The sequence below is a fragment of the Nocardioides candidus genome, from assembly GCF_041321175.1.
GTDB lineage: Bacteria > Actinomycetota > Actinomycetes > Propionibacteriales > Nocardioidaceae > Nocardioides.
The window spans coordinates 45,836-67,659 of the sequence record NZ_JBGGWC010000005.1; the positions used below are offsets into that span (position 1 = coordinate 45,836).

A 21,824-nucleotide genomic window follows, 5' to 3' on the forward strand; every position below is an offset into this window, starting at 1 on the left:
GCGCCGACGTCAGGCGGACGGCTCCAGCCGGACCGTCAGCGCGACCGCGAGGACCCACACCGGCAGCAGCGCGGCGCCCACGAAGCCGAGGACGCTCATCGGGGCGACCACCCCGATCGCGATCGAGGCGATCGCGAGCCACTTCGGGATGGCCGCGGTGGTGAGCCCCGCGATGCCGGTGCCGACGTAGAGCGCGACCATGCTCGCCATCAGCGGGAGGAAGCCGGCGTCGGTGATCGCGGCCAGCGTCCGGATCGCCGACTCGTCGCCGACGTCGACCGCACGCCACATCGCCGAGTCCTCGACCGCCCACGACGCGACGGTCGCGGCGAGCGCGCCGAAGCCCAGGAAGGTCACGTCGGCCGGCCAGGTGGCGCCGCGCTGCCGCAGGGCGTGGCGCAGCGCGGCGCCGAAGAAGAGCAGGAGCGCGACGAACACCATCGCTCCGAACGCGATGACCTGGGCGATGGTCCGGCTGTAGTCGTAGAGGTCCTGGATGTCGGACACCTTGGTGTCCGCGGCGATGTCGGCGCCGGACGCCATCAGCACGACGTAGCCGACGAGGACGGCGACGGCGAGGCCGACGAGGGTACGGCGCCTGGGAGCTCCGCCGGGGGCGGCGACGCGTTCGGGGCGAGTGGCGAGCTGGGTCATGACGAGGTCCTTCTCGGTGGTGGGTTGGAGACCTCTCGAGCATCGGCCCGCTGGGGGGCTCGGCGCGTCCGAGCAGGCTCGTCGTTGTGGATTCGGGTTAACCCCGACGCGCGGACGCCCCGGGCGGGCCACGATGGCGGCATGCGCAGGAGCCAGTGGGTCGCCGTGTCGATCGCGGGCGCCCTGCTCCTGGTCGACGTCGCGGCACTGGTCGTCAGCCTGCTCATCGACCAGACCCTGGTCGAACGGGGCTACGGCGACCGGGTGGACATCATCCCCTCGCCGTGGGTCTACCTCGTCGCGGTCGCCGTGCTCAGCCCGGCCGCGGTCGGCCTCGCGATCGTCCGCACCCACCCACGGCACGCCGTCGGGTGGCTCTTCGCCGGCCTCTCGGTGTCCCTGGTCGCGACCATCCTCGTCGACGAGTGGTTCAGCCTTTCCGCCGTGCTCGACCCCCCGGCGCTCGGCGGCGCGCGGGTCGCGGCCGTGCTCGGCGACAAGTCGTTCTACCCGTGGTGGCCGATCCTCACCCTGATCCTGCTCCTCACCCCGACCGGCACCTACCTCTCGCCGCGCTGGCGTCTGGTGGGGTCCACGTCCGTCGTGGCTTCCGTGGTCTCGTTCGTCTTCTCGGTGGTCAGCGACCACCCGCTCAACGCGCCGTACGACGCGGAGGGCAACCCCTGGACCATCGATGCCATTGCCGGACCCGCTGGGACGATCGGCCTGCTCACCTTCGGGGTGGTCGCGGTCGCCCTCGTGCTCGGCGGCGTGGCGCTCGTGGCGCGCTGGCGCTCCAGCGACGCCGAGGGGCGTCGCCAGCTGCTGTGGCTCGCGCTCGCCGGCGGAGCACTGCCCGCCCTGGTGCCCCTCCACCTCTACGCGGTCTTCTTCGCCCACGACAGCTACCTGGTGCTGGCATCGGTCGCGCTCTTCCTCGTGCTGATCCCCGTCACGGCCGGGCTCGCGGTGCTGCGCTACCGGCTCTACGACGTCGACCGCATCGTCGCCGCGACCACCACCTACTCGCTGTTGTCCATGCTCCTCTCGGCGGTCTTCGCCGGGATCGTGTGGATCGGCAGCCGGATCACCTGGGAGGACGCGCCCTCCCCCGAGACCACCGCCGCGGTCGGCGCGATCACCGCCGCGCTGCTCTTCGCACCGCTGCGCTCCGGCGTCCAGCAGCGCGTGGACCGGCGCTTCAACCGCCGCGCGTACGACGCCACCCGGGTCGTGCGCCGGGCGCTGGCCGAGGACCGGGCCGGCCTCGACCCCCAGGAGCTGCTCCGCACGGCTCTGGCCGACCCCTCGATCGCGGTGAGCTATCCGGGCGTCGAGGGTCCGGTCGACGCGGCCGGCCGGGCGGCGGCACCTCGACCGCACGAGGTCGCTGTGCTCCGCGAGGGCAGCGGAGGCGGCCGCGTCGTCGCATGGATCGGCTACGACCGGCAACGGACCGAGGAGCACACGGTCGCCCGGGTCGGGGCGCTGGTCGCCGCCGAGCTCGACAACACCCGGCTCCGCGCCGAGCTGCGTCGCCACCTCACCGAGCTCGACCGGTCCCGAGCCCGCATCGCCGAGGCACAGCGCGAGGAACGTCGCCGGATCGAGTGCGACCTCCACGACGGCGCCCAGCAGTCCCTGCTCGCGCTGGCCTTCGACCTCCAGACCGCCCAGCTCAGCGGCGACACTGACCGGATGCAGCGCGCGCTCGCGGCCGGTGCCACCTCCGCGCGCGACGCCGTCCGTGACCTGCGCGACCTGGCCAACGGGCTGCACCCGCAGGCGCTGGTGGAGGGCGGGCTCGCCGCCGTCCTCGACGACGTCGCACGCCACTCCCCCGTGCCGTTGCACGTCACCGCGCCGCCGGACCGGTGGGACCCGGCGGTGGAGTTCACGGCGTGGCTCGTCACGGCCGAGGCCGTGGTCAACGCGCAGAAGCACGCCGGGGCGGCCCGGATCGACGTCGCCGTACGCCCCGAGGGACGAGGCCTGCGCCTCCGGGTGGCCGACGACGGCTGCGGCGGCGCCGACGACGACAGCAGCGGTCTCCGAGGGCTCCGCGACCGGGTCGAGGCCAGTGGTGGCACGGTGACGATCACCTCGATCCCGGGCGCCGGCACCACCATCGAGGCGGTGCTGCCGTGCGGATCGTGATCGCCGACGACTCCGGGCTGCTCCGCCAGGGCCTCGCCGGACTGCTGACCGAGGCCGGGCACGAGGTCGTCGGCACGGCCCCGGACGCCGACCGCCTGCTCGAGCAGGTCTCCGCCACGTCGCCCGACGTCGCGATCGTGGACATCCGGATGCCGCCGACGTTCACCCACGAGGGCGCCCGTGCGGCCCTCGCGCTGCGCCAGGCCCACCCCGACCTGGGGATCCTGCTCCTGTCGCAGTCGCTCGAGAGCCGCTACGTCGCCGACCTCGCGCGCGAGCACCCTCGCCGGTTCGGCTACCTCCTCAAGGACCGCGTGGTCGACGTGGCGGTCCTGCTCGACGCGCTGCGCACGATCGCATCCGGCGGCACCGTCCTCGACCCCGAGGTGGTGACCCACCTCCTCGGCAGCCAGCAGCTCGCCGACCAGCTGACGCGGCTCTCCGTGCGGGAGCGCGAGGTGCTCGACCTGATGGCGCAGGGCGTCTCCAACGCGGGCGTCGCCGAGCGTCTCGTCGTCGAGGTCAAGACGGTCGAGGCGCACATCTCGCGGATCTTCACCAAGCTCGACCTCCCGCCCTCCGCCGACGAGCACCGCAGGGTGCGCGCGGTGCTCACCTGGCTGCGGGGTGGGTGAAATTTCCCGTTCCGCCACGCACCCGCCCGTTCCCCGCAGAGGATGGGGAACCTTCTCGGGATCCCTCAGCCCCCCAACTCCCGAGAAAGGGATGCGATGAAGTCATCTGCTCGAAAGCGCCTCGGCGCCCTGGTCGCCTGCGGCGCCGCACTGGCGGCTGCCGCGACGGTGCCCGCCAGCTCCGCCCACGCCCGCGAGGGGGACGGACCGACGGTGCTCGCCCGGCACCTGGTCGCGCCCCTCAGCCTCGCGCTCAACCGCGAGGAGGCCGCCTACGTCTCGCAGAACTTCGGCGGCCCCATCCTCAACATCCAGTCCGGTCACCCGACGACCCCGGTCTACGCAGTCAAGAAGGCCGAGCTCGGTGGTCTCTCGCGGCACGCCGGGCGCCTGATCTTCACCGTCACCGGCAACTCCACGCCGACCGAGGCCGCGTCGTCGGTGAAGATGATCCGCCGCGGAAAGGTCGAGCGCCTCGGCAACCTCGGCCGCGCCGAGACCAACCGCAACCCCGACGGAGACGCCCTCTACGGCTTCACCGACATCTCCGAGGACTGCGCCGCCGGCATCGACCCGGAGACGTTCGGCCCGCCGTCCCACACCGGCGTGATCGAGTCGCACCCCTACGGGACCACCTCGATCGGCAGCACGACGTACGTCGCCGACGCGGCCGCCAACGTCGTGTGGTCGGTGGCCGACCACAAGGTCAAGGCCCTCACCGTCCTGCCGCCGATGCCCGGCGAGGTCACCTCGGACATCGCGGCACAGTTCGGGCTGCCCGACTGCACCGTCGGTCACACGTTCCTGTCCGAGCCGGTGCCCACCGACGTCGAGCTCGGCGCCGACGGCATGCTCTACGTCAGCACCCTCGCCGGTGAGTTCCCGGGAGCCGGCGGCGTCTTCGTCATCGACCCCGCGACCGGCGCCGCCGAGCAGGTCATCAGCGGCCTGTCCGACACCACGGGCCTCGCGGTGGCACGCAACGGCGACATCTACGTCGCGCAGCTGTTCGCCGGCCTCGTGCTCAAGTACCCCGCCGGCGGCGGGGAGCCGGAGGTCTTCGCCTCGATCAACCAGCCGGCCGCGCTGGAGATCGCCAAGGGCAACCTCTTCGCGACGGTGAACGTGCTCGCCGGGCTGGGCTTCAAGCAACGCCAGGTCCCGTTCGCACAGCACCGCGCCGAGCGGGCCGACGGCCCGAACGGCAAGCTGGTCTACTGGTCGCTCTGACCCGCTGACCACCGGCGTACGACGGCGCCCCGCTGCCTCCGGGCAGCGGGGCGCTGCGTCGGATGCCGTGGACGTCATGGGCCCGCTCGAGGGAGCAGCGAAAGAGAGCGTGCTAGGTGTCGAGCGGCAGCGCAGCGAGCTCGGCGCGGGAGGTGACGCCCAGCTTGGCGAAGACGTTGCGCAGGTGGAAGTCGACCGTGCGAGGGCTGACGAAGAGCTGGGCGGCGACGTCCTTCGTGGAGAGCCCCTGACGCACTAGTGCGGTCACGTTGCGCTCCTGCGCAGTCAGCTCGGTCGCCGTGGACGCGTGGCGGCGGCGGGCGGTCTCGCCGGACGCACGCAGCTCCTGGGCCGCCCGGTCGCTCCACGGACGAGCACCGAGCTCGTCCAACAGGGTGAGGGCAGTACGGAGGTGAGATCGCGCGTCCACCCGACGACGGGCGCGGCGCAAGTGCTCGCCGTACGCCAGCTCGGTGCGTGCCCGGTCGGGCCGCCGCAGCGAGTCCGCATGGGCTGCGATCGCCAGCTCGTAGTGCTCCTCTGCCTCGTCGGCGTCGGCGAGGAGCGCGCGGCCGTGCTCGGCTACTGCGACTGCTGCGGGCGCGCCGCTCGCCGCGGCGAAGCTCTCCAGCTCTTCGAGCCAGGTGCGGGCCAGGTCGGGCCGTTCCGCCCGCAGGGCGGTCTCGAGCCGGTCCACAGCAGCCATCCGGCGTACCGCGGGGAGGCCGATCCGCTCGAGGTGGTGCAGCGCGGTGGTCGGCTGGCCGGCGGCGCGGAGTCCCGACGCCCAGTGCGCGAACCCCGTGACGAGGGCGTCGGTGATGCCGACCGTGTGCCGCTCGCGAAGGGCCGCGATGTCCGCCAGGTGACGGTCGGCATCCTCGGGCTCGCCCCGAAGCGCGGCCAGGAGCGCGAGCTGGGCGGTCGGCAACGCGGTGAGACCCGGGTGGCCGGTGCTGGAAGCGAGCGAGACGGCTTCGGACGCGGCGTTGGCCGCCTGCGTCCACGCACCGGTGGCGATCTGGAACAGGACCCCGCGGGACAGCGCGTGCTCGGCCATCGTGAGGGCGCCGGACCGCCGCGCGGCCTGCAGCTGCTCCTCGTGCAGGCGCATGCCGCGGAGGTCGTCGTCGATCAGCATGGCGGCGACGCCGAGGTTCGGCTGCAGCACATCGTCGTCGACGGCGTGCGAGTCGAGGAGCGCGTACGCCGCCCGGAAGTTCTCGACGGCCTGTCGCCAGTCGTTCCTGGCGGTAGCGGTGAACCCGCGGAGCAGGGCGGCGGCGGCGCGGGACCGTGGCTCGGCGTCCGGACCGGGCTGGGGCACCAGTGCGGTGACGTCGGTCTGTCGGGGTGAGCGTGCGCCGAAGGCCGCTAGAGCCGAGGCGAGCATCGCGAGCTGCTGGGCCATGGCGTCGTCGGCTCCGACCGCGCTCTCCAACGCCTGCAGGATGTAGTCATAGCCGTCGTCGAGCGAGTGGGTGTTCCACTCGATCTGGCCCTGCAGGGTGAGCAGCCGGGCACGCAGCACCGGGTCGGCGATGTCGGTCGCGGAGGAACGGGCGAGAGCAGCAGCCTGAGCCGGATGGGCGCCGAGCCAGGAGGAGGAGGCCGCGAGGTAGAGCCGTCGCCCTCGTTCCTCCCCGCCCGCGGTCAGCTCTGCCGCACGCGCCCAGGCGGCAGCCGCGGCCTCATGGCCACCCCGCGCGGCAGCCCGCTCCGCGACGCCGTCCAGCGCAGAGACGACCTCGCCGTCGGGGCGGTCGGCTGCAGCGGCCAGGTGCCAGGCGCGGCGGTCGGGATCGCCGCCCAGTGCGCCGGCCAGCGCACGGTGGACGGACCGGCGCTGCGCGGTGGTCGCAGCGCCGTAGACCGCGCTGCGCACGAGCGGGTGGTAGATCGCGATCTCGTCGCCCACGGCACGCAGCAGGCCGGCCCGCTCGACCTCGTCGAGCGCGGCCTCGTCCGCCTCGAGCGATGCTGCGGCGTCGCTGACGACGGTCAGCCTGGCGGTGTCGTCCGCGGCCGCGACCAGCAGGAACCGCTGCGCGGCCTCCGAGAGCCGCCGGTACCGGTCCAGGAAGGCGCGCTCGACTCCTCCGGTCAGCGGCAACGGGTTCGGCAGCGGCACGCGACCGGCGAGCTGGCCGGCCGAGAGCTGTCCGGCCAGCTCGACGAGGGCCAACGGGTTGCCGCCGGTGGCGGCGACCAGCTGGTCGCGCACCGCTGGTTCCACCTCGTCGTCGAGGTGGGCCGCCAGCAGTGCCGAGACGTCCGCTCCCGCCATGCCACCGACCGTCAGCTCCGGGAGGTCCGGAGCCTCGAGCCGGCGTGCGTCTCCGTCGCGAGCGGCGAACAGGAGCGCGACAGGCTCGTCGTGGAGCCGTCGGGCGGTGAACAGCAGTGCCGCAGCCGATGCGTCGTCCAGCCAGTGGGCGTCGTCGACGACGACGAGCACCGGAGCCTCCTCGGCTGCCTCGGCCAGGAGAGTCAGCGTGGCGAGATAGACCAGGAAGCGCTCCCCCTCACCGGACGCGGCGCCGAGCGCGGCGCCCAACGCGTCCCGCTGCGGTTCAGGCAGCACGTCGAGCCGGTCCGTCAGCGGTCGGAGCAGCCGTTGTAGCGCGGCGAACGCCAGCGGCGACTCCGACTCCACGCCTGACGTCCGAAGCACCCGCATGCCCTCGGCCGACTCGACGGCGTCGGTCAAAAGGGTCGACTTCCCCACCCCGGCGACGCCGTGGACGACCAGCGCGCTCCCCCTACCGGCTCGTGCGCCGTCGAGGACAGCGGCGATCGTCGCGCCTTCGAGCTCCCTCCAGGCCAGCACGTGCCCGACGCTACTCACACCATCCGCCACCGCGGGGAGGAACCCGGTGATTCCACCGGTGTGACCGGTGGTGCGAGCGACGAGCGTGGCGGGCGACCGTCCCCACCAGGAGTACGCATGCTGCCCGGCACCCCCCGCACCTTCGTAGGCTCGACCACCTTCGCCATCCGCGGTCCCGACGGCGAGGGCGCCACCAGCCGCGCCGACGACGAAACCCGCCTCGCCGCGCGCATCCTGGCCGTGCCGGGCGTGGAGGTGGTCTCCCTCGACACGGCAACCGGCGTCGTGAACGTCCGCGGGACAGCGCCCGTGGACCGCGCCGACATCGCCGCCGCGGTCGCTGCGGCCGGGTTCACCCTCGTCCCCTGAACCCGGCGATTCCACCGGCGCGACCACCGGGCGGTGACGGCGAGGGTCGATGCCAGAGCCACCCGGCTCCGACCACACCTCAGGAGATCCCAATGTCACACGCACACTCCGCGGTCGCCGAGACCGCGCACCACGAGTCGGCGGAGGAGACCCGCCGGCCCTGGACCGTCCTCGGCGTGATGCTCATGGCCCAGCTGATGGTCATCCTCGACGTCAGCGTCGTGAACGTCGCTCTTCCCAGCATCGGCACGGCACTCGACTTCACCAGCGGCGACTACCAGTGGACGGTCAGCGCCTACGTCCTGCTCAGCGGCGGACTGCTCCTCCTCGGCGGCCGGCTGGCCGACCTGCTGGACCGGCGCACCATGTTCCTGACCGGTCTCACCCTGTTCACCACCGCGTCGCTCGTCAGTGCGACGGCCTCCTCTGCTGCCGCGCTGATCCTCTCGCGCGGCGCGCAGGGTGCCGGCGCAGCGATGCTCACCCCTGCGGCCTTGTCGATCATCATGTCGACGTACGCCGGTCGTCAGCGCGCCACCGCGCTCGCCATCTGGGGCACCATCGGCAGCCTCGGCATCGCACTCGGCGTCCTGTTCGGCGGTGTCTTGACCACAGGCTTCGGCTGGCGGTCGATCTTCTTCGTCAACATCCCGATCGGGATCATGGCCGGGGCGCAGACGCTCCGCCGGGTGCAGCGCGGCGAGCGCGCCCCCGGCGCCGTACGACGCCTCGACCTGCCCGGCGCCGCCACACTCGTCACCGGACTGCTCTCACTCGTCTACGCGATCGAGGGCACGCGGACCCACGGCTGGAGCTCGGCGCACACGCTGATCGCCTTCACGGCCGCTGCCGCACTCCTCGCCGCCTTCGCGGTCATCGAGCGCATCGTCCCCTCGCCGCTGGTTCCGCCGCACACGTGGCGGGTCCGGTCGCTGATCTCGGCGTCCGCCGTGATGGCCGTCATCACCGGCGCCGTGGTCGGCGTGATCTTCCTCAGCTCCCTGTTCCTCCAGACCGTGTCGGGCAGCTCCGCGATCGTCACGGGTCTCCAGTTCCTGCCCCTTGCCGGCTCCATCACTGCAGGCGCCATGGTCGCCTCCCACCTGCTCGGGAAGGTCAGCCCCAAGACCATGATGGTCGTCGGCCTGGTCGTGGTCGCCGCGGGAGCGCTGATGCTCGCGAGCATGGACAGGAACCCCGGCTACGTCACCGACGTGCTGCCCGGCTTCGTCCTCATGGGACTCGGTGTCGGCCCGATGTTCGTGGCGATCTCGGTCGCCGCCATGGCGGGCATCCCGGCCGAGCACTCGGGCCTCGCCTCGGGCGTGATGATGACTGGCCACGAGGTCGGCGCCGCCCTCGGCGTCGCGACCCTCACCGCCGTCGCCGGTGACCTGACCACCCGGGCGGGGCTGCTGGACTCCTTCCCCCATGTGTTCCAGGTCGTCGCCATCGCCATGGTCGCACTGGCCGGCTTCGCCGCCATCGCGGTCCCGCGCCAGCCGGCCGGCGCCGCGGGACACGGCGCCGGACATCACGGCGGCCACCGCGGTCACTGACCGGAGCGAGCCGGGAAGGCGCCGAGAAGGCGCCTTCCCGGTGGATCCCGGCGGCTCCGCCGGCGCCAACCGCACCCGCCTCGACGACGGTGGCATCCCGTCGTACCTCTCATCTACGGAGACCCCCCATGAGCACCACCGCACCCACCCGCCCGGCTCGGCTTCCGGACAGCTCGAACGGCGCTGCGTCGGGCCGGCGACGCCTCGTCGCTCTCGGTCTGCTGGCCTCCGCCCAGTTCGTCGTCATGCTCGACACCTCCATCGTCAACGTCGCGCTCCCGTCCATCCAGGCCGACCTGCGGCTCAGCTCGACAGGCCTCACCTGGGTCGTCAACGCCTACGTCCTCACGTTCGGGGGCCTGCTGCTGCTGTTCGGCCGCGTCGCCGACCTCCTCGGACGGCGCCGGATGTTCGTGGGCGGCGCCGCCGCGTTCTCGGTGGGCACGCTGCTGGCCGCGTTCGCTTCCACCCAGGAGCTCCTCGTCGCGGGGCGCGTCGTCCAGGGAGCCGGCGCGGCCGCACTCAGCCCGGCGGCCATGGCGCTGCTCCTGCTCGCCTCTCCCGGACCCGCGCGAGCCCGCGCCATGAGCCTCTGGGGCGCCGCATCCGCTCTCGGCGGCGCGACCGGGGTCCTCTCCGGCGGCCTCCTCGCCGGCTACCTCGGCTGGTCATCGGTGTTCTTCGTGACCGTGCCCGTCTCGATCGCAGCCGTCCTCCTGGCCCGTCGCGTCCTCGACGAGGACGTCCGCGGCCCACGACGCCGCCTCGACGGCCGCGGAGCGCTGACCATCACGGGCGCGGTCCTCGCGCTCGTGCACACCGCTCTCGCAGCGGGTGAGGGTCACCCGACCTCGACGACCGTCCTGGTCGGCCTCGGCCTTTCCGCGACCCTGCTCGCGCTCTTCGTGGCCGCCGAGCGAGGCGCGGCCGACCCACTCGTGCCGCTGGCGCTGTTCCGTTCCCGGGCACTGAGCACCGGCGTCGGACTGGCCGTCCTCGGCGGGGCCACTCGCGCGTCGTCGTTCGTCCTGGTCGCTCTGTACCTGCAGCAGGGCCTCGCGATGGAGCCGCAGCAGGCAGGCCTGGCGATGGTCCCGACCTCGCTGACCGGCTTCGCGTTCTCATTGGCGCTGCTGCCGCGGATGCTGCGCAAGCTCGGTCCCGAGCGGAGCCTGGTCGCAGGCCTCGTCATCCTCGCTGGTGGACAGCTGTGGCTGGCCCACGTGCCGGGCGACGGGTACGCCGCCGGGGTGCTGCCCGCTCTCTTCCTCATCGCCGTCGGCGTTGCTCTCAGCTTCACCCCCACCACCATGGTCATCGCCTCGGCAGCGCCGGCCGCTCACACCGGCCTCGCCTCCGGCTTGGCCGGCTCCGCCACCCAGGTCGGCTCAGCGCTCGGCACCGCTACCTTCACCGCCATCGGCGTTGCCGTCGCAGGCGCAGGAGCCGACGCCCTCGACACGTCCGGCTTCTCGGCCGCCTTCACCGCCGCAGCCGTCGTCGCCCTCGCCACTGCCACCCTCGGTTCGACCCTCGTCCGCCGACGCTGACAGCGCCTGGGCGAGGCAGCACGCCGGCATGGCGATGCGGCCGGGCGAACCCGGCGATTTCGCCGGCGCAACCCGATGCCTCCCGGCGAGAGCCTGGGAGCACCACAAGACACCGCGAGAAGGAGAGCTCCGATGGACTACATCACCTACACGATCGCACGCCACCGTCAGGACGAGCTGCGGGAAGCAGCAGCCCGTCGCGGCCGCCGCACCCGGCCGTCCGCGCGCAGGCCTGGCCGGCCGCGCTGGATCCGGTGACACGCCCGACCCAGCCGAGACAGAGGACGCATGTACGACCACTGCGCCCTCTCCCACAGGCTCCCGACGGCCGGCGCCCCGCTGCCTCCGGGCAGCGGGGCGCTGCTCGTCACGGCTCGTCGCCGTCGCGGCGTCACCTCGACGGCTAGGTTGGCGGTGTGAGCGACCGGCTGCCGATGTTCCCGCTGAACAGCGTGATGTTCCCGGGCGTGACCGTGCCGCTGCACGTCTTCGAGGACCGCTACCGAGCGCTCATGCACCACCTGATGCGCATCGAGGACCCCGCCGACCGGGTCTTCGGGTCCGTCGCGATCCGCGAGGGCTACGAGGTCGGCGACCACGGCGCGCAGTCGCTCTTCCGCGTCGGGGTGCGGCTCCAGCTGAGCGAGGTGGAGGCCAACCCCGACGGCACGTTCGACATCGTGGCCGTGGGCCGTGACCGCATCCGGCTCGAGCGCCTCGAGCGGGGCGACCTCTTCCCCTACGGCGAGGTCGAGACCCTTCCCGAGCCGGCGGTCGAGGTCGTCGACGACCTGGTCGTCCACGCGAAGGCCACCTTCACCGCCTACCGACTGGCGCTCAGCGAGATCTCCGCCGATCCCTACCGCGGCACCCTGCCCACGGACCCGACGTACCTCTCCTGGGTCCTGGCCGCCTGCGCTCCCCTGCCCATGGCGGAGCGCCAGCAGCTCCTCGAGGCCTCCGACGCCGAGGAGCGTCTGGTGCTCGTGACCGAGCTGCTCCGCTCCGAGCTGCGCGCGATGAACGTGATCACCTCCCTGCCGGCCACCGAGGTGGCCCGCACCCGCTGGTCGCCCAACTGAGCCCCGGATGGCGAGGAAGAAGCCGTCCGGCGGCACGCCGGCCACCACTGCGCTGACCGCGGCGGGCGTGACCTTCACGATCCACGAGTACGACCACGACCCCCGCTCGGAGTCGTACGGCGGCGAGGCCGCCGCGGCGATGGGCATCTCCCCTGCGCAGGTCTTCAAGACCCTGCTCGCCGACGTCGACGGCGCCCTCACCGTCGCCGTGGTGCCGGTGTCCGGTCAGCTCGACCTCAAGGCGCTCGCACGCGCCGTCGGCGGTCGGAGGGCCGCGATGGCCGACCCCCGGGCCGCCGAGCGGGCGACCGGCTACGTCCTCGGCGGGATCTCCCCGCTCGGCCAGAAGCGCGCCCACCCCACCGTCGTCGACGAGACCGCGCTCGACCACGCCACCGTCTTCGTCTCGGCCGGCCGCCGCGGGATGGAGGTCGAGCTCGCCCCCGCCGACCTCGTCCGCCTCACCGCCGCGACGACCGCACCCGTCGGTCGTTGAGACCGACCCCATCGCGGCTCCGTCGTCGGCGCGATCGCCGGCTACCCCTGCGGCCGCGCGGCCGCGCGGCTGCTCTCCGGTGAGCTAGTCCCCGGCGGAGCGATCGAGCCAGTTGCCGGAGTCACGCTGGCCGGCCTGGGCGCGACGGAAGTCGCCGACCCAGGAGCCGACGACGATCGTCAGCGAGAAGCCACCGAGCGCCCCGAGCGGCCAGCACAGCAGCGGCGTGATGCCGCTGACCTCGATGGCGTCGTCGTACTTCTTGCACGGCTGCTCCGTGCAGACGTTGGCCTTCGTCTCGTAGGTCGAGGTGTCCGGCGGGCTCAGCGTGGTGCCGATCCACCAGGACACCGCGGCCGCGAGCGCACTGCCCACGACCAGCGCGGCACAGGCGGCGAGCGCCTGGCGACGGCCCACGACGGCTCCGCCGATGCCGAGGAGCAGGCCGAAGCCGAGCGCGATCACGGCGTACTCCCCCGGACCGTCGAACTGGTGGGCCGACGCGTGGTCGGTCAGCGGGAACCAGGTCGGGCCGTGGGTGGTGTCGAAGACGGCTCCGTCCTGGGGCGGACCCCACCACCGGTACCAGAGCCAGCCGCCGAGCGCGCCGAGCGCCAGGCAGGCACCGAGCACCACCCCGGCGACGATCCCGACGGGCCGCCACTGGACGCGACGCTCGGCAGTCGGAGCGGGCGGGGCCACGGCCTCGGAGTCGGTCACCACTCCCTCATCCTGCCAGGCTGCACTCACCCCGCGAGGCACTGGGGACCGAGCAGCTGCTTGAGGTCCGCGAAGAGCGCAGGGCTCGGTGAGACGCGCAGGTTGTCGTCGAGCCGCATCACCCGGGTCGCGTCACGCATGAGCAGGCGCAGCCGCACCTCGGTGAGGCCGGGGTGGGTGGCCAGCACCTCGCGCAGGCCGGCGATGACAGGCGCGGTGCACCGGGTCGAGGGCAGGCTGATCACCACCGGACCGTCGGCGTTGGTGTCGAGGTCGGGGACGGTGACCTCCATGGCGTGCAGCTCGGGCTGCTCCTTGCTGCGCGAGAGGCGACCCTTCACGGTGATGATCGCGTCGGGCACGAGGTAGGGGCTCGCCAGCTGGTAGGCGCTGGGGAAGAGGAGCACGTCGATCGCTCCCTCGAGGTCCTCCAGCGAGATCATCGCCCACGGATCACCCTTCTTGGTGATCTTGCGCTGCACCGAGGTCACCAGGCCGCTCACCGTCACCGTCGACTGGTCCGGACGCACCGAGCCGTCGGTGTCGGTCAGGAGCGAGCCGATGGTGCAGTCGGCGGTGCCGGCCAGCACGTGCTCGAGCCCGAGCAACGGGTGGTCGGAGACGTAGAGGCCGAGCATGTCGCGCTCGTGGCCCAGCAGGGTGGTCTTGTCCCACTCGTCGAGGTCGGGCACGGTCACGCTGACGCCGAACCCGCCGAAGTCGCCGTCGTCGTCCATGCCGGCGAAGAGCGAGTCCTGGCCGATCGCCTCGTTGCGCTTGATGTCGACGTACTGGTCCACAGCGGTCTCGTGGATCGCCACGAGCGCACGCCGCTTGTGCTTGAGGTCGTCGAACGCACCGGCCTTGATCAGCGACTCGATGACCCGCTTGTTGCAGACCAGCGCGGGCACCTTGTCGAGGAAGTCGTTGAAGGACTCGTAGCGGCCCTTGCTCTCGCGGGCCGCCACGACCTGCTCGACGACGTTGGCCCCGACGTTGCGGATCGCGGTCATGCCGAAGCGGATGTCGGTGCCGACGGCCGTGAAGTCGTGGGAGGACTCGTTGACGTCGGGCGGCAGGACCTGGATCTTCATCCGGCGACACTCGTTGAGGTAGATCGCCATCTTGTCCTTGTCGTTCTTCACCGAGGTGAGGAGCGCGGCCATGTATTCGGTCGGGTAGTTGGCCTTGAGGTAGGCGGTCCAGTAGGTGATGACGCCGTAGGCGGCCGAGTGCGACTTGTTGAACGCGTAGTCGGCGAAGGGGACGAGGATCTCCCAGAGCGTCTTGACCGCGTCGGCCGGGTAGCCCCGTTCGAGCATGCCGGCCTCGAAGCCGGCGTACTGCTTGTCGAGCTCCTCCTTCTTCTTCTTGCCCATCGCGCGGCGCATGTTGTCGGCGGCGCCCAGCGAGAAGCCGGCGAGCACCTGCGCGATCGCCATGACCTGCTCCTGGTAGACGATCAGGCCGTAGGTCTCCCCCAGCACCGGCTCGAGGGCGTCGGCCAGGGCCGGGTGGATCGGCGTGATCGGCTCGCGGCCGTTCTTGCGGTGCGCGTACTTGTTGTGCGAGTCGGCACCCATCGGGCCCGGCCGGTAGAGCGCCGAGACGGCGGTGATGTCGGCGAACTGGTCGGGCAGCATCGACCGCAGCAGCGCGCGCATGCCGCCACCGTCGAGCTGGAACACCCCGAGCGTGTCGCCGCGCCCCATCAGCTCGTAGGTCGCCCGGTCGTCGAACGGCAGCTCCTCCAGGACCACCGTCTCGCCCCGGTTGGCGGCGATGTTGACCAGCGCGTCCTCGAGCGTGTGCAGGTTGGAGAGCCCGAGGAAGTCCATCTTGACCAGCCCGAGCGCCTCGCACATCGGGTAGTCGAACTGCGTGATGACGGCGCCGTCCTGCGGCCGCGCCATGATGGGTACGACGTCGATGATCGGCTCGCTGGACATGATCACGCCCGCGGCGTGCACGCCCCAGTTGCGGATCTGGCCCTCGAGGCCGAGCGCGGTCTCGTAGATCCGGCGCACGTCGGTGTCCTGCTCGTGCAGGGCCCGGAACTCGCCGCCGTCGCCGTAGCGCTTGTGCTCGGGGTTGAAGACCTCCTTCAGCGGGACGCCCTTGCCCATGACGTCGGGCGGCAGCGCCTTGGTGATCCGGTCGCTGACGGCGAAGCCGTAGTCGAGCACCCGCGCCGCGTCCTTGATGGCGGCCTTGGACTTCAGCCGGCCGAACGTGGCGATCTGGGCGACCCGGTCGGCGCCGTACTTCTCGGTGACGTACTGGATGACCTCGCCGCGGCGGTGGTCGTCGAAGTCGATGTCGAAGTCGGGCATCGAGGGTCGCTCGGGGTTGAGGAACCGCTCGAAGAACAGGCCGTGCTCCAGCGGGCACAGGTCGGTGATCCGCAGGGCGTAGGCGGCGATCGAGCCCGCGCCGGAGCCACGGCCCGGGCCCACCCGGATGCCGTTGTCCTTGGCCCAGTTGATGAAGTCCGCGACCACGAGGTAGTAGCCGCAGTAGCCCTTCTGGGAGATGATCGCCAGCTCCATGTCGACCCGGTCGCGGACCTCCTGGGTCAGCCGCTCCCCGGGGTAGCGCGACTCGATCCCGCGCCACACCTCCTGGGAGAACCACGACTCCTCGGTCTCCCCCGCGGGCACGTCGGCGCGCGCCATGTAGCCGCCGGTCGACTCGGTGAACTCCACCTCGCACCGCTCGGCGATGAGCAGCGTGTTGTCGCAGGCCTCCGGCATGCCGAACCGGTCGGCCCACAGCTCGCGCATCTCGGCCGCGGACTTGATGTAGTAGCCACCGCCGTCGAACTTGAGGCGGTTGGTGTCGGAGAGCCGCTTGCCCGAGGCGACGCAGATGAGCGCGTCGTGCGCCGCCGCGTCCTCGGGGTTGTTGTAGTGGGAGTCGTTGGTGGCGACGGGCGGGATGCCGAGCTCCTTGCCCAGCCGCAACAGGTCCTCGCGGACCCGCTTCTCGATGTCGATGCCGTGGTCCATCAGCTCCAGGAAGAAGCTGTCCTTGCCGAAGATGTCCTGGAACTCCGCGGCCGAGCGCCGGGCCTCGTCGTACTGCCCCAGGCGCAGCCGGGTCTGGATCTCCCCCGACGGGCAGCCCGTGGTCGCGATCAGTCCCTTGCTGTAGGTGTTGAGCAGCTCCCGGTCGGCGCGCGGCTTGTAGAAGAAGCCCTCGAGGCTCGACCGGGACGAGAGGCGGAAGAGGTTGTGCATGCCCTCCGTGGTCGAGGACCACATCGTCATGTGGGTGTAGGCCCCGCCGCCGGCGACGTCGTCGCCGCCCTCCTCGGCCAGGTCGCCCTTGCCCCAGCGGACCCGCCGTCGCTCGGACCGCTCGGTCTGCGGCGTGAGGTAGGCCTCGATGCCGATGATCGGCTTGACGCCGTGCTTCTTGGCCTTGGAGTAGAAGTCGTAGGCGCCGTGCAGGTTGCCGTGGTCGGTCATCGCGATCGACGACATGCCGAGGTCCGACACCCGGGTGAAGAGCCCGTCGAGCAGCGAGGCGCCGTCCAACATGGAGTACTCGGTGTGGACGTGCAGGTGGACGAAGTCCCCGGCGGATGCCATCGGCGCTGGATGCTCCTCGAGAGAGTTGGACGACAAGCGGGCGGGGAAGAGGAACAGCCTAACCCGCCCGACGGGCCCAGGTTAGGAGGACCCTCCGACACTTCGACCGGGCCACTCCATGCGGACGTCCGGGGCCCGTTCCTCGTTGCCGCTCCCGTCGGTGCGCTCGCGCTCGACGAGCCCGCGCCGGGCGTAGAAGGTGCGGGCCGGGAGGTTCATCTCGAAGACCCACAGCCCGAACCCGGCGGGGCGCAGCGACTTCACCAGGTCGAGGAGGGCACCGCCCACACCTGCACCGGCGTGGTCCGGCAGGACGTAGAGGTCGTCCAGCCAGGTCTGCGTGAAGCGGGCGTAGCCGACCACTCGGCCCCCGACCTCAGCGACCCACACGTCGTCCTCGCCCATGCGTCGCGCCAGCCAGGCCCGGACCTCCGCGTCGGAGTGGATGCCGGGCGGCATCGCGGCTGCGCGACGGCTCGCCAGGTGCACGTCGGCCACGGCGAGCGCGTCGTCCGGGGCCGCCGGTCGGAGGACCAGCTCGGTGGTCGTCACGTCAGTGGGTGTCGCGGATGGCGTCGAGCGCGTGCTGGAGGTCGTCGGGGTAGGACGACTCGTAGGAGACGTAGTCGCCCGTCTCCGGGTGCTCGAACCCCAGCCGTACGGCGTGCAGCCACTGCCGCGTCAACCCGAGCCGCTTGGCCAGGGTCGGGTCCGCACCGTAGGTCAGGTCGCCGCAGCACGGGTGCCGCAGGGCCGCCATGTGCACCCGGATCTGGTGGGTGCGCCCGGTCTCGAGGTGGACCTCGAGCAGGCTGGCGAAGCGGTGCGCCTCGAGCGTCTCGTAGTGGGTGACGCTCGCGCGACCGCCGTCCATCACGGCGAACTTGTAGTCGGCCCCCGGATGGCGCCCGATCGGGGCGTCGACCGTCCCCGACAGCGGATCGGGGTGGCCCTGCACGAGCGCGTGGTAGGTCTTGTCGACGGTCCGGTGACGGAAGGCGTTCTTCAGGACCGAGTAGGCGTGCTCCGACTTGGCGATCACCATCACCCCCGAGGTGCCGACGTCGAGACGCTGCACGATGCCCTCGCGCTCCTTGGCGCCGGAGGTGGAGATCCGGAAGCCCGCACCGGCGAGGTGCCCGACCACCGTCTGGCCGCGCCATCCCGGCGACGGGTGGACGGCCACGCCGACGGGCTTGTCGATCACCACGATCGAGGGGTCGTCGTGGATGATCTTGATGCCCTCGACGATCTCGGGCACGACCTCCAACGGGTCGGCCTCGGCCGGGATCTCGACGTCGAGCACCGCGCCGGGGAGCACCCGCTCGCTCTTGCTCACGTCGTTGCCGTCGAGGCGGACCCGCCCGTCCGCGATGAGCTCGGCCGCCCGCGACCTCGACAGCCCGAAGAGCTGCGCCATGGCCACGTCGATGCGCTGCCCGTCGAGGCCCTCCGGGACCCGCAGGCTCCGGTGGTCCACGCCGGTCACTCGTCGACCTCCGGGTCGGCGTCCAGGTCGTCCTGGGTGGGGCCGTCCTGCCGGGTGCCGTCCATCTTCGCGCCGCGGAAGACCTGGATCAGGACGAGCGCGACACCGATGTTGATCGAGATGTCGGCGACGTTGAAGATCGGCCAGTTGGGCAGTCGGAGGAAGTCGACGACGTGGCCGCGGAACGGCTCGGGGCCGCGCAGCATCCGGTCGGTGAGGTTGCCGGCGATGCCCGCCATCAGCGCGCCCAGGGCGACCGCCCACACGCGGTCGACGACCCGTCGGCTGATGGCCAGCACGACGAGCGTCGCCAGGATCGCCAAGCAGGTCAGCGCCACCGTGAACCCGGTGCCGACGGAGAACGCCGCGCCGGGGTTGCGTGTCAGATGCAGCTGGAGCAGGTCGCCGACGACGGGTACGTCGTCACGTCCCGTCAAGCGCTCGACCGCGACGTGCTTGGAGACCTGGTCGGCGGTGTAGAGCGCCGCGGCCACCAGGGCGAACGTGACCCACGCGCGTCGACTCGCGAGCGCCGGCCGGCGAGGGTCGGCGGGCCCGCTGTCGCTGCCGTCTACCGACGTTCCTCCCGCTGCTTGCATGTCATGCACAGTGTGGCACGGGGGAAAGCCATCAACCGCATCTTGCCGATCGCGTTGCCGCACGACTCGCAGACGCCGTAGGTGCGGTCCTCGATGCGAGCCAGAGCCCGGTCGATCTGTGCCAGCTTCTCCCGCTCGTGGTTGAGCACCGTGAGCTCATGGTCGCGCTCGAAGCTGGTCGCGCCGAGGTCGGCCTGGTCCTGCCCCGCACCGTCGCCGGCGTCACGAAGCAGCCCGGAGAGGTCGGCCTCCTGAGCAGCCACGATCCCGGCGCTGTGCTCCCGCTGCTCGTGCAGCTCTGCGAGCACCTCGGCGAGCTCGGCCTTCGACCAGGCCTCCTCGCCCTCGAGCACGACGAGCTTGGCCTGGGCGGCCTTCTTGACGGGCGCGGCCTTCTTGGCAGGCGCGGCCTTCTTGGCAGGCGCGGCCTTCTTGGCAGGCGCGGCCTTCTTGGCAGGCGCGGCCTTCTTGGCAGGTGCAGCCTTCTTGGCCGGTGCAGGCTTCTTCGCGGGTGCGGCCTTCTTGACGGGAGCGGCCTTCTTGACCGGTGCGGCCTTCTTCGCGGGTGCGGCCTTCTTCGCGGGTGCGGCCTTCTTGGCCGGTGCGGCCTTCTTCGCGGGTGCAGCCTTCTTGGCCGGTGCAGGCTTCTTCGCGGGTGCGGCCTTCTTCGCGGGTGCAGCCTTCTTGGCCGGTGCAGGCTTCTTCGCGGGTGCAGCCTTCTTCGCGGGTGCAGCCTTCTTGGCCGGTGCAGCCTTCTTCGCGGGTGCAGCCTTCTTCGCGGGTGCAGCCTTCTTCGCGGGAGCAGCCTTCTTCGCCGGAGCCGCTGGCTTCTCGGCTCCGTCGGCCTTGCGACGACCGATGATCTTGCCGGCGGCGGACACGGTCCGACCCGCCAGCGACTTCTTGGTGCTCCGCGCCATCTCCGGGCCTCCTCAGGACCGATTCACCCGGGGCGAGAGCCGCAGGCTGCACGGAGGTTAGCCGGTGCGACCGACGTCACCAAGCACCCACTCCGTCATGTGGGCGTCAGAAGACCCCGGAATTGCCGCCGGCCGGCCCCTCGCGAGGGACCGGCCGGCGTCAGGAACTGCTGTCGCGGAGCTGCGACCTAGCGCTCTTCCTCACCGAGGATCGACCGGAGCCGCTTCGGCGCGGGCGCCTCCTCGTTGGGGGCGATGGTGTCGCCCGGCGTCTGGAGCGACTCGAGCTGCTGGGTGAAGTAGCTCTTGAGGCGGGAGCGGTACTCACGCTCGAACGAGCGCAGGTTCTCCACCTCGACGCTGAGCTTGTCGCGCTCCTTCTCGAGGTCCGCGAAGAGCTGCGTGCGACGCTCCGCGGTCTCGGCGTCGAGCATCTCCGAGCGGGTGCGGGCGTCGGACTCGAGCCGGTCGGCCTTGCCCTTCGACTCGTTCTCGAGTCGCTCGGCCTTGGTGCGAGCCTCGCCGACGATGCGGTCGGCCTCGTTCTTGGCGTCCTCGACGAGCTCGTCGGCGTTGCGCGTCGCGATCTCCAGGAGGCGCGCAGCGGCGTTCGACGCCTCCGGCACGGTCTCCACGCGGATCGTCTCGACGCCGCCGCCGGCGGGCACCTGGGTCGCGACCGGCGCGGGAGCGGCGGGCTCGGGGACCACCGGCGCCGGGGTCGGCTCCGGCTCGGGCACGGACACGGGGGTGAGCTGGGTCGGCGCGGGCTCGTAGGACGGCGCGGACGACTGACCACCGGACTGCGCGGCCGCAAGCTTGGCGCGCAGCTCGTCGTTCTCGGCGTTCAGGCGAGCGAGCTCGGCCTCCACCTCGTCGAGGAACTGGTCGACCTCACCCATGTCGTAGCCCTCGCGAAGGCGGACGGGGGTAAAGCGCTTGTTGCTCACGTCCTCGGGCGTCAGCGGCATGACCTCACCTAACTGTTGTGACTACGGAATTACGTTCGACTTACTGCTCCGCGAACAATAGCGCCTGACCTGCAACTACTGAGAGTCGGCGTTCACGACCGCCAGATCTCGATGTTGATCGCCCGCAGGACGATCGCTGCGATCAGCACGAGCAGGAAGCTCAGGTCGAGCGAGAAACTGCCGATGCGGACCGGCTTGATCACGCGACGCAGCGCCCGCAGTGGCGGATCCGTCACCGTGTAGACGATCTCGAGCAGCACGAGCAGCACGCCCCGCGGCTGCCAGGCACGCGCGAACATCTGGACGTAGTCGAACGTCAGACGTATCAGGAGGAACCCGATGAACGTCCAGAGGACGCCCTCGATGATCTGACCGGCGATCGGCAACGACAGTTCCTAACGAGGGACTGGGGGGACAGCCGCGATCCTAGGGTGTCGCCTCAACTCTGGTTGAAGAAGCCCGCGTCCGCGATGCGCAGCTTGTCCGCAGCGGCCACCGTCACGTTGGGCGGGGAGAGCAGGAACACCTTGTTGGTGACCCGCTCGATGCTGCCCCGCGTGGCGAAGATCAGACCGGCGGCGAAGTCGACCAGGCGCTTGGCGTCGGCGTCGTCCATCTCCGAGAGGTTCATGATCACCGGGGTGCCGTCGCGGTACTGCTCACCGACCGCGCGCGCCTCGTTGTAGGTGCGCGGGTGCAGGGTCGTGATCCGCGAGAGCTCCGCGACCACCCCGACCGCCGGTGCGGGAGCCGGAGCCGCAGCGGGCCGGCGTCGCTCGTTGATGTCGGCGACGGAAGCGGCGCGGGCGCGCGGCGCCCGGTCCGGGCGAGCCTCGCGAGCGGGAGTCGCCTCGGGGGCGTCGTAGTCCGCGTCGTACTCGTCGTAGCCGGTGTCCTCGAGCAGGCCGAGGTACTCACCGATCCTGCGCATCGCACCGCTCATGGCTAGGCCTTTCGGATTGCGCCCCAC

Annotated in this window: 20 protein-coding genes; 9 read left to right on the forward strand and 11 right to left on the reverse strand. The window is 71.7% G+C overall.

Annotation, left to right across the window (positions count from 1 at the left end; all coding sequences use genetic code 11):
- Positions 1–9 precede the first annotated feature (9 nt).
- Positions 10–654 (reverse strand): hypothetical protein, encoded by a 645-nt coding sequence (locus ACAX67_RS19620; RefSeq protein WP_370705583.1) that lies wholly within the window; start codon positions 652–654, stop codon positions 10–12.
- Between the two features lie 141 nt (positions 655–795).
- On the opposite strand from ACAX67_RS19620, the gene ACAX67_RS19625 reads away from it, so the two are divergent.
- The 3 genes from ACAX67_RS19625 to ACAX67_RS19635 all read left to right on the forward strand — a co-directional run bounded on the left by ACAX67_RS19625 (position 796) and on the right by ACAX67_RS19635 (position 4,676).
- Entirely contained in the window at positions 796–2,811 is a 2,016-nt protein-coding gene (locus ACAX67_RS19625) for a sensor histidine kinase (RefSeq protein WP_370705584.1), read from the forward strand.
- A complete protein-coding gene (locus ACAX67_RS19630; protein ID WP_370705585.1) occupies positions 2,799–3,446 on the forward strand; it encodes a response regulator transcription factor in 648 nt (215 codons plus the stop codon). The genes ACAX67_RS19625 and ACAX67_RS19630 overlap by 13 nt, the downstream gene beginning before the upstream one ends.
- A 96-nt stretch (positions 3,447–3,542) precedes the next feature.
- Entirely contained in the window at positions 3,543–4,676 is a 1,134-nt protein-coding gene (locus ACAX67_RS19635; RefSeq protein ID WP_370705586.1) for a ScyD/ScyE family protein, read from the forward strand.
- 112 nt (positions 4,677–4,788) lie between these two features.
- Here the strand turns inward: ACAX67_RS19635 and ACAX67_RS19640 are convergent, their stop codons facing one another.
- Positions 4,789–7,506 carry an ATP-binding protein gene (locus ACAX67_RS19640; RefSeq protein WP_370705587.1) on the reverse strand — a complete coding sequence of 906 codons (2,718 nt, stop codon included), beginning with the start codon at positions 7,504–7,506 and terminating at the stop codon, positions 4,789–4,791.
- Positions 7,507–7,623: 117 nt separating this feature from the next.
- Here ACAX67_RS19640 and ACAX67_RS19645 point away from each other — a divergent pair, with 117 nt between their 5' ends.
- The 6 genes from ACAX67_RS19645 (at position 7,624) to ybaK (ending at position 12,562) form a co-directional block, all read left to right on the forward strand.
- Positions 7,624–7,875 carry a hypothetical protein gene (locus ACAX67_RS19645; protein WP_370705588.1) on the forward strand — a complete coding sequence of 84 codons (252 nt, stop codon included), beginning with the start codon at positions 7,624–7,626 and terminating at the stop codon, positions 7,873–7,875.
- Positions 7,876–7,967: 92 nt separating this feature from the next.
- Positions 7,968–9,434 (forward strand): MFS transporter, encoded by a 1,467-nt coding sequence (locus ACAX67_RS19650; RefSeq protein ID WP_370705589.1) that lies wholly within the window; start codon positions 7,968–7,970, stop codon positions 9,432–9,434.
- 128 nt (positions 9,435–9,562) lie between these two features.
- Positions 9,563–10,984: an MFS transporter gene (locus ACAX67_RS19655; RefSeq protein WP_370705590.1), complete on the forward strand. Its 1,422-nt coding sequence runs from the start codon at positions 9,563–9,565 to the stop codon at positions 10,982–10,984.
- A 132-nt stretch (positions 10,985–11,116) separates the two neighbouring features.
- A complete protein-coding gene (locus tag ACAX67_RS19660) occupies positions 11,117–11,242 on the forward strand; it encodes a hypothetical protein (protein WP_370705591.1) in 126 nt (41 codons plus the stop codon).
- 158 nt (positions 11,243–11,400) lie between these two features.
- Complete coding sequence (locus ACAX67_RS19665; RefSeq protein ID WP_370705592.1) at positions 11,401–12,066, forward strand: LON peptidase substrate-binding domain-containing protein; 666 nt, start codon at positions 11,401–11,403, stop codon at positions 12,064–12,066.
- Positions 12,067–12,073: 7 nt separating this feature from the next.
- Positions 12,074–12,562: a Cys-tRNA(Pro) deacylase gene (gene ybaK / locus ACAX67_RS19670; RefSeq protein ID WP_370705593.1), complete on the forward strand. Its 489-nt coding sequence runs from the start codon at positions 12,074–12,076 to the stop codon at positions 12,560–12,562.
- Between the two features lie 84 nt (positions 12,563–12,646).
- Here the strand turns inward: ybaK and ACAX67_RS19675 are convergent, their stop codons facing one another.
- From ACAX67_RS19675 to ACAX67_RS19715, 9 genes are all read right to left on the reverse strand, one after another.
- Positions 12,647–13,282: a hypothetical protein gene (locus tag ACAX67_RS19675; RefSeq protein WP_370705594.1), complete on the reverse strand. Its 636-nt coding sequence runs from the start codon at positions 13,280–13,282 to the stop codon at positions 12,647–12,649.
- Between the two features lie 26 nt (positions 13,283–13,308).
- Positions 13,309–16,875, reverse strand: a complete 3,567-nt coding sequence (dnaE, locus tag ACAX67_RS19680; RefSeq protein ID WP_370705595.1) for a DNA polymerase III subunit alpha — start codon at positions 16,873–16,875, stop codon at positions 13,309–13,311.
- 81 nt (positions 16,876–16,956) lie between these two features.
- Positions 16,957–17,427 carry a GNAT family N-acetyltransferase gene (locus ACAX67_RS19685; protein ID WP_370705596.1) on the reverse strand — a complete coding sequence of 157 codons (471 nt, stop codon included), beginning with the start codon at positions 17,425–17,427 and terminating at the stop codon, positions 16,957–16,959.
- 1 nt (position 17,428) lies between these two features.
- Positions 17,429–18,364, reverse strand: coding sequence for an RluA family pseudouridine synthase (locus ACAX67_RS19690; RefSeq protein ID WP_370705597.1), 936 nt, complete (start codon positions 18,362–18,364; stop codon positions 17,429–17,431).
- Positions 18,361–18,963: a signal peptidase II gene (gene lspA, locus ACAX67_RS19695; RefSeq protein WP_370705598.1), complete on the reverse strand. Its 603-nt coding sequence runs from the start codon at positions 18,961–18,963 to the stop codon at positions 18,361–18,363. Before lspA ends, ACAX67_RS19690 begins: the two co-directional genes overlap by 4 nt.
- Positions 18,936–19,883, reverse strand: coding sequence for a TraR/DksA family transcriptional regulator (locus tag ACAX67_RS19700; RefSeq protein ID WP_370705599.1), 948 nt, complete (start codon positions 19,881–19,883; stop codon positions 18,936–18,938). Before ACAX67_RS19700 ends, lspA begins: the two co-directional genes overlap by 28 nt.
- Positions 19,884–20,071: 188 nt before the next feature.
- A complete protein-coding gene (locus ACAX67_RS19705) occupies positions 20,072–20,854 on the reverse strand; it encodes a DivIVA domain-containing protein (protein WP_370705600.1) in 783 nt (260 codons plus the stop codon).
- A 92-nt stretch (positions 20,855–20,946) separates the two neighbouring features.
- Entirely contained in the window at positions 20,947–21,240 is a 294-nt protein-coding gene (locus ACAX67_RS19710) for a YggT family protein (RefSeq protein WP_370705601.1), read from the reverse strand.
- A gap of 53 nt (positions 21,241–21,293) precedes the next feature.
- Positions 21,294–21,797: a cell division protein SepF gene (locus tag ACAX67_RS19715; protein ID WP_370705602.1), complete on the reverse strand. Its 504-nt coding sequence runs from the start codon at positions 21,795–21,797 to the stop codon at positions 21,294–21,296.
- Positions 21,798–21,824 lie beyond the last annotated feature (27 nt).

Coding starts and splice junctions, on each gene's coding strand:
- ACAX67_RS19625 (WP_370705584.1), top strand. CDS start 796: ATGCGCAGGAGCCAGTGGGTCGCCGTGTCGATCGCGGGCGCCCTGCTC.
- ACAX67_RS19650 (WP_370705589.1), top strand. CDS start 7,968: ATGTCACACGCACACTCCGCGGTCGCCGAGACCGCGCACCACGAGTCG.
- ACAX67_RS19715 (WP_370705602.1), bottom strand. CDS start 21,797: ATGAGCGGTGCGATGCGCAGGATCGGTGAGTACCTCGGCCTGCTCGAG.
- ACAX67_RS19635 (WP_370705586.1), top strand. CDS start 3,543: ATGAAGTCATCTGCTCGAAAGCGCCTCGGCGCCCTGGTCGCCTGCGGC.
- ybaK (WP_370705593.1), top strand. CDS start 12,074: ATGGCGAGGAAGAAGCCGTCCGGCGGCACGCCGGCCACCACTGCGCTG.
- ACAX67_RS19655 (WP_370705590.1), top strand. CDS start 9,563: ATGAGCACCACCGCACCCACCCGCCCGGCTCGGCTTCCGGACAGCTCG.
- ACAX67_RS19620 (WP_370705583.1), bottom strand. CDS start 654: ATGACCCAGCTCGCCACTCGCCCCGAACGCGTCGCCGCCCCCGGCGGA.
- ACAX67_RS19705 (WP_370705600.1), bottom strand. CDS start 20,854: ATGCCGCTGACGCCCGAGGACGTGAGCAACAAGCGCTTTACCCCCGTC.
- ACAX67_RS19645 (WP_370705588.1), top strand. CDS start 7,624: ATGCTGCCCGGCACCCCCCGCACCTTCGTAGGCTCGACCACCTTCGCC.
- dnaE (WP_370705595.1), bottom strand. CDS start 16,875: ATGGCATCCGCCGGGGACTTCGTCCACCTGCACGTCCACACCGAGTAC.
- ACAX67_RS19660 (WP_370705591.1), top strand. CDS start 11,117: ATGGACTACATCACCTACACGATCGCACGCCACCGTCAGGACGAGCTG.
- ACAX67_RS19700 (WP_370705599.1), bottom strand. CDS start 19,883: ATGGCGCGGAGCACCAAGAAGTCGCTGGCGGGTCGGACCGTGTCCGCC.
- lspA (WP_370705598.1), bottom strand. CDS start 18,963: ATGCAAGCAGCGGGAGGAACGTCGGTAGACGGCAGCGACAGCGGGCCC.